This is a genomic window from Aquabacterium sp. UBA2148, assembly GCF_002328915.1.
Lineage (GTDB): Bacteria > Pseudomonadota > Gammaproteobacteria > Burkholderiales > Burkholderiaceae_C > Aquabacterium > Aquabacterium parvum.
The window spans coordinates 1-9,814 of record NZ_DCXA01000224.1 but is presented as its reverse complement, the minus strand read 5'-3'; the positions used below and the strand labels follow the sequence as shown (position 1 = coordinate 9,814).

Here is a 9,814-nt window from a genome sequence, read left to right as displayed (position 1 = left end):
TGCAACTGCTGGCGGTAGACCAGACCAAAGAGCCCCGCCAGCAGCGGCGCCAGCACCGCCATGATCAGCAGGAACTGGCCCAGCTCGGTGTCGAGCCGTCGCCACAAAGCCAATGGCATCACCCGTTGCCCCAGCGCGCGCCACTGCACCGCCCAGCGCGCCTCGGGTTTACAAAGGTCCTGGCAGCGCGCATCGAGCGCACAGCACAGCGAGCAGATGAAGCCCTGGTAGGCCGGGCAGCTGGCCACGTCCTCGGCCTCGTATTCGCGCTCGCACACCGTGCAACGGTGCAGCGCCTTGAGCCGGATCACGCGCGACAGCGGGCGGCCGGTCTCGTCCAGCGGCGAAGGCTGGCATGCGCCCCCTGCCCCCACCGAGGGCTCAGGCTCCACTTGCGGCAAATCGGAGCTGCGCGCCAGGTAGTAGCGCCCCTGCGTCGCCCAGGCGATCAGCGGCGACGTCACGAACGCCACCAGCATCGCGATCACGGCCGAGAAGGCCTGCGCCAGCTCGCCCATCCAGCCCACATACGCCACGATCGACACCAGCGAGGCCAGCACCATCGCACCCACGCCCACCGGGTTGATGTCGTACAGGTGCGCCCGCTTGAACTCGATGCCTTTGGGCGACCAGCCCATCGGCTTGTTGACCACCAGGTCGGCCACCACGGCCATGATCCAGGCGATCGCGACGTTGGCATACAAGCCCAGCACCTTGCCAAGCGCCTGGAACAGGTTGAGCTCCATCAGCATCAGCGCGATCAGGGCGTTGAAGCCCACCCACACCACGCGCCCCGGGTGGCTGTGCGTGACCCGCGCGAAGAAGTTCGACCACGCCAGCGAGCCGGCGTAGGCGTTGGTCACGTTGATCTTGAGCTGCGAGATGACCACGAACACGGCCACCGCCGCGATCGCCCAGCCCTGGTTGGCGAACACCTTCTCCCAGGCGATGAGGTACATCTGGTTCGGGTCCAACGCCTGCTCCACCGGCACGGAATACCCAATGGCCAGGAAGGCCAGCAAAGCCCCGCCCAACATCTTGAGCACCCCGGGGATCACCCAGCCCGGCCCGCCGATGAAAACGGCTGCGCGCCAGCGGACCCGTTCCGCACGGCTTCGGTCACGCGGCTCCGGCATGAAGCGAAGGTAGTCCGCCTGCTCGCCCATCTGCGTGATCAGCGCGATGCCCACCGTCAGCGCGGTGCCGAAGCCGATCAGGTCGAACCCCGCGTGTCGACCGTCCTGGCCCGCATAACCGGCCAGCTCCTGCAAGATGCCCGGGTGCGCGTTGAACACGTACACGAAAGGCACCACCAGCATCAGCAGCCAGATCGGCTGCGTGATGAGCTGCAAGCGGCTGATGGTGGTGACCCCGTGTGTGACCAGGGGCACCACCACGCCGGCCGAGATCAGGTAGCCCCACACCGGCGGGATGTCGAACGCCAGCTCCAGCGCGTAGGCCATGACCGCCGCTTCCAGGGCGAAGAACACGAAGGTGAAGCAGGCGTAGATGAGCGAGGTGATGGTCGAGCCGATGTAACCGAAACCCGCGCCACGGGTCAGCAAGTCCATGTCGACACCATGCCGGGCGGCATAAACGCTGATGGGCCAGCCCGCCAGCAAGATGATCAGCCCCGTGGCCAGGATGGCCCAGAAGGCGTTGACGAAGCCATGGTCGACCAGCAGCGTGGCACCCACCGCCTCCAGCACCAGGAAAGACGCGACGCCGAACGCCATGTTGGCCACGCCCGCCTTGCCCCAGCGACGAGCCGAGCGCGGCGTGAAGCGCAGGGCGTAGTCTTCCAGCGTCTCGGTGGCCACCCAGCTGTTGTAGTCGCGCCGCACCTTGATGACGCGCTGGCGGGCCTCGGGGGACACGCCGCTTTCTGAGGCCGATCGGGCTTGACGGGTGTGGTCTGTCTCTTGCATGGTGGGGGTCTGAATCCCTTTGACAAGGCAAGTTCGGTGCCGTGCGCACCGACGGTCTTTCGGCCTGCACGCCACAGCCAAACCATGGAACTCACCCCCCGCGAGAAAGACAAGCTGCTGATCTTCACCGCCGCCCTGCTGGCAGAGCGGCGCAAGGCCCGTGGCCTCAAGCTCAACCACCCGGAAGCCGTGGCCCTGATCACCGCCGCCATCATGGAAGGCGCCCGCGATGGCAAAGCCGTGGCCGCGCTGATGAGCGAAGGCAAGACCGTGCTCAGCCGCGCCGACGTGATGGATGGCGTGGCCGAACTGATCCCCGAGATCCAGGTCGAGGCCACTTTCCCGGATGGCACCAAGTTGGTGACAGTGCACCAACCCATTGCATGAACGCTACCCGAAGCTCGTTATCGCACCTTTTTGGCGCACAAACGAGCCAATGAAGTCACGCACCGGATCACCCCGATCGAATCCAGCACCACCATGAAGCAAATCCGCCCCCTGACTCTGCTCCTGGCGTCCGTGAGCGCCGCCCTGCCCGCCTGGGCCCACGAAGGTCACGGCATGCCCGGCTTCGCCCATTGGCACGCCTCGGATGTGCTCGGATTCGTGGCCATCGCGGCCGTGATCGGCGCCGTCATCTGGTTCAAGGGCGGCAAGTGATGACGCCCGGCGAACTGCTCACCGACGGGCCGGACATCGTCCTCAACGCCGGCCGCCGCACGATCACCCTGGTGGTGGAGAACAGCGGCGACCGCCCGATCCAGGTCGGCTCGCACTACCACTTCGCCGAGACCAACGCCGCGCTGAGTTTCGACCGCACGGCCGCACAAGGCATGCGCCTGAACATCGCGTCCGGCACGGCCGTGCGCTTCGAGCCCGGTCAACAGCGCACGGTGGAGCTGGTCGATTACGCGGGTGATCGCATCGTTTTCGGCTTCCGCGGCCTGACGCAAGGCCCGCTCTGACGCACACCGGCCTGCCCCCAAGGCAGCGCCCACCCGAGGCAAACAAGGAATTCCCCAGATGGCAAGCATCCCCCGCCGCGCCTATGCCGAGATGTTCGGCCCCACCAAGGGTGACCGCCTGCGCCTGGCCGACACCAACCTGATCATCGAGGTCGAAGACGACTACACGCTGCGCGCCGGCGGGTACGGTGAAGAGGTCAAGTTCGGCGGCGGCAAGACCATCCGCGACGGCATGGGCCAGAGTCAGCGCCCCAACGGCCCCGGCCCCATGGACGCCTGCGACTGCGTGCTCACCAACGCCCTGATCGTCGACCACTGGGGCATCGTCAAGGCCGACATCGGCATCAAAGCCGGGCGCATCTTCAAGATCGGTAAGGCCGGCAACCCCGACGTGCAGCCGGGTGTGGACATCGTCATCGGCCCCGGCACCGAGATCGTCGCCGCCGAAGGCATGATCGTCACCGCTGGCGGCATCGACACGCACATCCACTTCATCTGCCCGCAGCAGATCGAAGAAGCGCTCATGAGCGGCGTGACCACGATGATGGGCGGCGGCACCGGCCCGGCCACCGGCACCTTCGCCACCACGTGCACGCCCGGCCCCGACAACATCGCGCTGATGCTCAAGGCCGCCGAGGCCTTCCCGATGAACATCGGCTTCCTGGGCAAGGGCAACGCCAGCCAGCCCCAGGCGCTGCGCCAGCAGATCGACGCCGGTGTCGTGGGCCTGAAGCTGCACGAGGACTGGGGCACCACGCCCTCGGCCATCGACTGCTGCCTGAGCGTGGCCGAAGAAACCGACACCCAGGTCTCCATCCACTCCGACACGCTCAACGAATCGGGCTTCGTCGAAGACACCATGGCGGCGACCAAGGGCCGCACCCTGTGCGCCTTCCACACCGAAGGCGCCGGCGGCGGTCACGCACCGGACATCATGCGCGTGGTCGGCGAGGCCAACTTCCTGCCCTCGTCCACCAACCCGACCATGCCCTACACGGTCAACACGGTGGACGAGCACCTCGACATGCTGATGGTGTGCCATCACCTCGACGCGTCCATCGCCGAGGACCTGGCCTTCGCCGAAAGCCGCATCCGCCGCGAGACCATCGCCGCCGAAGACGTGCTGCACGACCTGGGCGCCATCAGCATGTTCAGCTCCGACTCGCAGGCCATGGGCCGCGTGGGCGAGGTCATCATCCGCACCTGGCAGACGGCGCACAAGATGAAGGCGCAGCGCGGCAGCCTGCAGGGTGACACCGCACGACACGACAACAACCGCGTCAAGCGCTACGTCGCCAAGTACACGATCAACCCGGCGCTCTCGCACGGCATTGCGCACGAGGTGGGCAGCATCGAGGTGGGCAAATGGGCCGACCTGGTCATCTGGCGCCCGGCCTTCTTCGGCATCAAGCCCAGCACCATCATGAAGGGTGGTTTCATCGCCGCGGCCGCCATGGGCGACCCGAACGCCTCCATCCCCACGCCGCAACCAGTGCACTACCGGCCCATGTTCGGCAGCTTCGGCGGCGCGCTGTCACGCTCGTCGATCACCTTCATGAGCCAGGCCGCCATCGCCGCCGGCAAGCACCAGGAATACGGCCTGAAAAAGCAGGTCTCGGGCGTGCGGGGCAACCGCAGCGTCAAGAAAAAGGACATGGTGCTCAACAACTACATGCCCACCATGGAGATCGACGCCCAGACCTACCAGGTCCGCGCCGACGGCCAATTACTGGTCTGCGAGCCGGCCACCGAGTTGCCCATGGCGCAGAAGTACTTCCTGTTCTGAGCCACACTGGCGGCCATGCTGATCGTCAACAAACTCCTCCCCCAGGGCCAGGGCCTGGCCCCCGTGCTGCTCAAGCGCGCCTCGCAGGTCGAACTCGATTGGGACGTGCGCCAGAAAAGCCGTTTCGATGCCACCGACAGCCAAGGCCGCACCCTGGGCGTCTTCCTGCCCCGTGGCACCCTGGTGCGCGGTGGCGACGTGCTGGTGGCCGAAGACGGCTCGATGGTCCGAGTGATCGCAGCCCCGCAGCCAGTGTTGGTCATCACCCCTTGCGCCGAGCACGGCACGCCCTTTGACCTCGTGCGCGCCGCCTACCACCTGGGCAACCGCCACGTGCAGATCGAGCTGCAACCCGACCACCTGAAGATCGAGCCCGACCACGTGCTGGCCGACATGCTGCGAGCCATGCACCTGACGGTGCGCGATGCGGCCGTGGCCTTCGAGCCCGAGGGTGGCGCGTATGCGGCGGGCGGGCACGGCGGACACGGCCATGGGCACCATGCGCACCATGGGCATGATCATGCGCACGGGGAGCACACTCACAGCCACGCACCGGTAGCCAACCCGCCTCACGGCGCACCCGGCCACGTGCACGGCCCAGGCTGCAACCACGGTCATTCACACGACCACGACCACGGCCATGGCCATGGCCATGCCGCACCGGCCGCCGCCGCCCCTGTGACCCGAGGCAAGCCCATCGGTATCGCTGTCAAGCCGGCCGAAGCCAAGCCCCACGTTCATGGCCCCGGCTGCGGCCATGACCACGGGCACGGTCACGATCACTGAAGCCTCCACCGCCGCCCATGCCCCGCATCGCCCCCCGTCCCACGCCGCTGAGCGCCGGGGCCCGCCTGCAACTGATGTGGCTGGCCTCGCCCGCCCTGCCCGTTGGCGGGTTCAGCTACTCGGAAGGTTTGGAAGCGGCCATCGACGCCGGCATCGTCACCACCGAGGCCGACGTCGCTGCATGGCTGCGTGACCAGCTCCAGCTGGCAGTGGCGCGCAGCGACCTGGCCGTCGTGGCCCGAGCCGTGCCCGCCTGGCAGCGCCATGACCTTGATCGCGTGCGCGAACTCAACGACTGGGTCGTGCAGACCCGCGAAACCGCCGAACTGCGCCTGCAAACCGAGCAGATGGGCCGCTCGCTCGTGGAATGGCTGCGCAACGGCGACGCCCACGCGTTGGCCGCCGAGCAAGCCACCGAGGCCGAACCCGACCCGCGCCTGCAACACTGCGCCCGCCTGCCCCCCGCACCGACCTGGCCCGTGGCCTTCGCCCTGGCAGTGGCCCGGTGCCTGCCCAGCCCAAAAGTTCACAACAGCGGCCACAACAACAGCGAAGCCGCCCTGCGTGAGGCCCTCCTGAGCTTCACCTTCGGCTGGGCCGAAAACATGGTCCAAGCCGCCATCAAAGCCGTGCCCCTGGGCCAAAGCGCAGGCCAGCGCATCCTGCAGGCGCTCATCCACGCCATCCCAGACGCCATCGACCACGCCTTGGCGCTGCCCGACTCGCAGCGCCAGGCCTTCACCCCCATGCTGGCCATCCTGAGCAGCCGGCACGAAACCCAGTACTCACGCCTGTTCCGATCATGAGCAACCTGCACAACATCCCCGGCCGCACCAAGAAGCTCCCCCCCCTGCGCGTGGGCGTGGGCGGCCCTGTCGGCTCCGGCAAGACCACCCTGCTTGAAATGCTCTGCAAGACCATGCGCGAGCACCACGACCTCGTCGTCATCACCAACGACATCTACACCAAGGAAGACCAGCGCCTGCTGACCGTGGCCGGCGCGCTCGACCCCGACCGCATCATGGGTGTGGAAACCGGCGGCTGCCCGCACACCGCCATCCGCGAAGACGCCTCCATCAACCTCGAAGCCGTCGACCGCATGCTGGCCAAGTACCCCAATGCCGACATCGTGTTCATCGAGTCCGGCGGTGACAACCTGGCCGCCACCTTCAGCCCCGAGCTGTCCGACCTGACCATCTACGTGATCGACGTGGCCGCCGGCGAGAAGATCCCGCGCAAGGGCGGCCCCGGCATCACCAAGAGCGACCTGTTCGTCATCAACAAGACCGACCTGGCCCCGCACGTGGGCGCCAACCTCGAGATCATGGAGTCGGACACGAAACGCATGCGCCCCACGCGCCCCTTCGTGATGACCAACCTCAAGACGAAGGCAGGCCTGGACCAGGTGATCGACTTCATCGAGACCAAGGGCCTGCTGCGCGCAGCCTGATCGGCCTGCGCGCTCGCTGCCAGGCCACGGCTGGCGATGCGCATCCCTAGGTCCGCTGCGGGCCATTGCCCAGGCAGCCGTGCTTTGCCATGATCGCCCGGTCTGATCGACTGGAGCGTCGGCGATGAACAAGCAGGGTGACATCACCGGAGCGGACTCTGGTGGGGGCGGCGCATGGGCTGCGCAGCTCAAGGACGAACTGGCGGCCATTGGCCGACGGCGCCGTCGTGTGGCCCCCACGCTGAACGAAGCTCAGTCCGACCCGAGCAGCCCTGACCGCGCCATCCCCCTGGTTGGATTGGCCCTGTCAGGCGGTGGCGTGCGCAGCGCCACCTTCTCGCTTGGGCTGCTGCGCGGGCTCGCCAAAGGCGGCCGCGCGGCCACGCCAGCGGCAGTGCCGCAGTCCAGCAATGGACGCACCGAACACCCCTCTGAACAGCTCAGCCGCCAAGGCCTGCTCGGCCGCTTCGACTACCTCTCGTCCGTTTCCGGCGGTGGCTACGTGGCCGCCATGCTGGGGCGGCTGGCAGCCAAGGCCGACGGCGAGCCCACACCGAGCGGCGACTGCGGCATGCTCGAAGCCGAACGAACACTGGCCGGCCACGACAGCAATGTGCTGGGTTGGCTGCGGCGCAACGGCCGCTACCTCAGCCCCGGTGGCTCGCGCGACATCGGCATCGTCGTGGTCACCTACGTGCGGGCGCTGCTGGCCATCCACCTGGAGTTCATGGTCTTTTGCCTGATGTGGGGCCTGCTGGTGATCGCCCCACACCTGTGGCAATACAGCACCCAGGTGCTCTCGAGCGCGTGGAAGGGCTGGTACTCGCCCTGGGTGGCGCTGTCGGCCGGACTGCTCATGGCCGTGGGGCCAGGCCTGATCGCAGGCTACTGGTTCACACGAGACACCCCTCGCCTTGACGCGAACAGCTGGCAAGCCAGGCTGGCGCAGGCCCTGCAGTGGCTGATGGCGGTCGCGCTGGTCACGGTGGTGCTGTGGATGCAACGTGGTGCCAGCGCCCCCGCGCTGGACAGCCTCTACGCCAAGGGCCCGAGCGCCTACGCAGTGACCTCGCTGATGATTGGCTCGGTGCTGCTGGGTCAGGCCCTGTGCTGGGCCGCCTTGGTTCACCCCCGCATGCGCAAAAGGGGTCACGCCCTGGCTGCGGCACGCCTGCGCAACTGGTTGACCCGAGCGCTCCATGGCGTCGGGTTGGCCGCAGCGCTGCTGCTGGCGTTGGGCGTGCTCGACGCCGCCAGCTGGTGGTTGTTGCAGGAGCTGCTGACCGGCAGCAACGCCTGGTGGGGCGGCATCGGCGCCGGGGGTGTCGGCGTTTTGCTGCTGCGCTCTTTTGCCCAACCCTTGCAACAACTGGCTGCCGACACGGAAGGACACGCTCGGGAGTGGCTGCCCAAGCTGCTGGGCGCGATCAGCGCCCTCGGCCTGCTCGGTCTGGTGATGGCCTGGCTGGTGACCTTGCAATGGCTGGTCTTCGCACCGGACAGCATCGAGGCCATCAGCAATGCGCCACCGCTGATGCGTGCCATCCTGGTGCTGCTGGCATGCGTGGCCTGGATCGCCCTGACCTCGACCAACACCCACATGCCCAACAGCACGTCGTTGCACGCCTTCTACCGCGCGCGGCTGACAAGGGCCTATTTGGCCGTCGGCAACCCGGCACGCCTGCCCTGGCTGGGACTGGGGCGTGAGCGCAGCGTGCGCAACGTGGTCGAAGGCGACGACGGCCTGCTGGCCCACTACCGCCCCGAGGACCAAGGCGCGCCCATTCACCTCATCAACACCTGCCTGAACGAAACCCGCGACAGCGACAGCAACCTCTACAACGCCGACCGCAAAGGCGCGCTGCTGACCATCAGCTGGCGCGGCATGGAAGTCGGGCCGAGCGAGGTGCATCGCCATGCATCAGCCGAACAGGCTGGCACCGTGGGTCAGTGGGTGGCGATCTCGGGCGCGGCCGCATCGCCCGGCGCTGGCGCCTACACCTCGCGTGGACTGGCCCTGCTGTTGTATTTCCTGGGCATCCGACTGGGGTTCTGGATCGCCAGCCCGATCCGCACACCCGGGCTGCGCTGGCTCAGTCAATTGGGTTGGGACGCGTTCCCCAAGCCCCTGATGCTCACCTGCGAGGCCACGGCCACCTTCATGGGGCAGGAGCGGCCATGGTGGTATGTCTCAGACGGGGGGCATTTCGACAACACAGGCGTGTACCCGCTGATCAAACGCGAGCTCGACTTCATCCTGCTGTCCGACGCCAGCTCCGACCGTCACTTCCAGTTCAGCGACCTCGAGAACCTCGTGCGCAAGGTGCGCATCGACTTTGGTGCCGAGATCGACTTCTACACCCGCGAAGAGGCGTCGCGACTGTTCACCCTCTGCGGCGCCGACCTGACGGTGCTGTCCCCGGAGGACCTGCGAGACAACACCTCCAGCCGGGGCGTGCTGCTGGCGCGCATCCGCTACCGTGAACGCCCTGATCCGAACCGGCCCGGCCAGACCTGTCGCCCTGAGGGCACCTTGGTGGTCATCAAGCCCAACCTGCACAACGCGCTGGACGTGGACGTGCTGTCCTATGCCGAGCGCAACCCCAGCTTCCCCCACGAGGCCACGTCCGATCAGTTCTTCGACGAAGCCCAGTGGGAGAGCTACCACCGCCTGGGCGAAGACATCGGCCAGGCCCTGACCGAGACCTGGCTGGCCCAGTTGCCCGGCTGGCGGCACCGCGCGCGGCACGCCGTGCGGGTCTCGGCTCGACTCAAACCCGCCGTCGCGGCGCAACAGCTGGCACCCGAGCCCCTGTGGCGCCGCGGCCCGCGCGCTGCAGCGCTCAAGACCACACTGGGCCTGGGCGCATCGGGCACGCTGCTGCTGTCGGGCTGGCAG

9 protein-coding genes are annotated in these 9,814 nt (G+C 67.5%); 8 read left to right on the top strand and 1 reads right to left on the bottom strand.

Features of this window, described 5'->3' with window-relative positions:
* Positions 1-1,928, bottom strand: a 1,928-nt coding sequence (locus B2W70_RS12760) for a purine-cytosine permease family protein (protein WP_414631065.1), incomplete at its 3' end; no start/stop codon positions are given.
* 84 nt (positions 1,929-2,012) lie between these two features.
* On the opposite strand from B2W70_RS12760, the gene B2W70_RS12755 reads away from it, so the two are divergent.
* From B2W70_RS12755 to B2W70_RS12720, 8 genes are all read left to right on the top strand, one after another.
* Positions 2,013-2,315 (top strand): urease subunit gamma, encoded by a 303-nt coding sequence (locus B2W70_RS12755; RefSeq protein WP_286746195.1) that lies wholly within the window; start codon positions 2,013-2,015, stop codon positions 2,313-2,315.
* A gap of 93 nt (positions 2,316-2,408) precedes the next feature.
* The gene (locus B2W70_RS12750) at positions 2,409-2,588 is read left to right on the top strand and encodes a hypothetical protein (protein ID WP_286746193.1); all 180 of its coding nucleotides are present in this window, start codon (positions 2,409-2,411) and stop codon (positions 2,586-2,588) included.
* The gene (locus B2W70_RS12745; RefSeq protein ID WP_286746191.1) at positions 2,588-2,893 is read left to right on the top strand and encodes an urease subunit beta; all 306 of its coding nucleotides are present in this window, start codon (positions 2,588-2,590) and stop codon (positions 2,891-2,893) included. Before B2W70_RS12750 ends, B2W70_RS12745 begins: the two co-directional genes overlap by 1 nt.
* Positions 2,894-2,951: 58 nt before the next feature.
* A complete protein-coding gene (ureC, locus tag B2W70_RS12740) occupies positions 2,952-4,679 on the top strand; it encodes an urease subunit alpha (protein WP_286746189.1) in 1,728 nt (575 codons plus the stop codon).
* A gap of 15 nt (positions 4,680-4,694) precedes the next feature.
* Positions 4,695-5,465 (top strand): urease accessory protein UreE, encoded by a 771-nt coding sequence (ureE, locus tag B2W70_RS12735; RefSeq protein ID WP_286746187.1) that lies wholly within the window; start codon positions 4,695-4,697, stop codon positions 5,463-5,465.
* 17 nt (positions 5,466-5,482) lie between these two features.
* Positions 5,483-6,271, top strand: coding sequence for an urease accessory protein UreF (locus B2W70_RS12730; RefSeq protein ID WP_286746185.1), 789 nt, complete (start codon positions 5,483-5,485; stop codon positions 6,269-6,271).
* Positions 6,268-6,915 carry an urease accessory protein UreG gene (gene ureG, locus B2W70_RS12725; RefSeq protein ID WP_058087292.1) on the top strand — a complete coding sequence of 216 codons (648 nt, stop codon included), beginning with the start codon at positions 6,268-6,270 and terminating at the stop codon, positions 6,913-6,915. The genes B2W70_RS12730 and ureG overlap by 4 nt, the downstream gene beginning before the upstream one ends.
* A gap of 124 nt (positions 6,916-7,039) precedes the next feature.
* The coding region (locus tag B2W70_RS12720) for a patatin-like phospholipase family protein (RefSeq protein WP_286746182.1) at positions 7,040-9,814 on the top strand (2,775 nt) is incomplete at its 3' end.

Coding starts and splice junctions, on each gene's coding strand:
- B2W70_RS12755 (WP_286746195.1), top strand. CDS start 2,013: ATGGAACTCACCCCCCGCGAGAAAGACAAGCTGCTGATCTTCACCGCC.
- ureC (WP_286746189.1), top strand. CDS start 2,952: ATGGCAAGCATCCCCCGCCGCGCCTATGCCGAGATGTTCGGCCCCACC.
- B2W70_RS12730 (WP_286746185.1), top strand. CDS start 5,483: ATGCCCCGCATCGCCCCCCGTCCCACGCCGCTGAGCGCCGGGGCCCGC.
- ureE (WP_286746187.1), top strand. CDS start 4,695: ATGCTGATCGTCAACAAACTCCTCCCCCAGGGCCAGGGCCTGGCCCCC.
- B2W70_RS12745 (WP_286746191.1), top strand. CDS start 2,588: ATGACGCCCGGCGAACTGCTCACCGACGGGCCGGACATCGTCCTCAAC.
- B2W70_RS12750 (WP_286746193.1), top strand. CDS start 2,409: ATGAAGCAAATCCGCCCCCTGACTCTGCTCCTGGCGTCCGTGAGCGCC.
- ureG (WP_058087292.1), top strand. CDS start 6,268: ATGAGCAACCTGCACAACATCCCCGGCCGCACCAAGAAGCTCCCCCCC.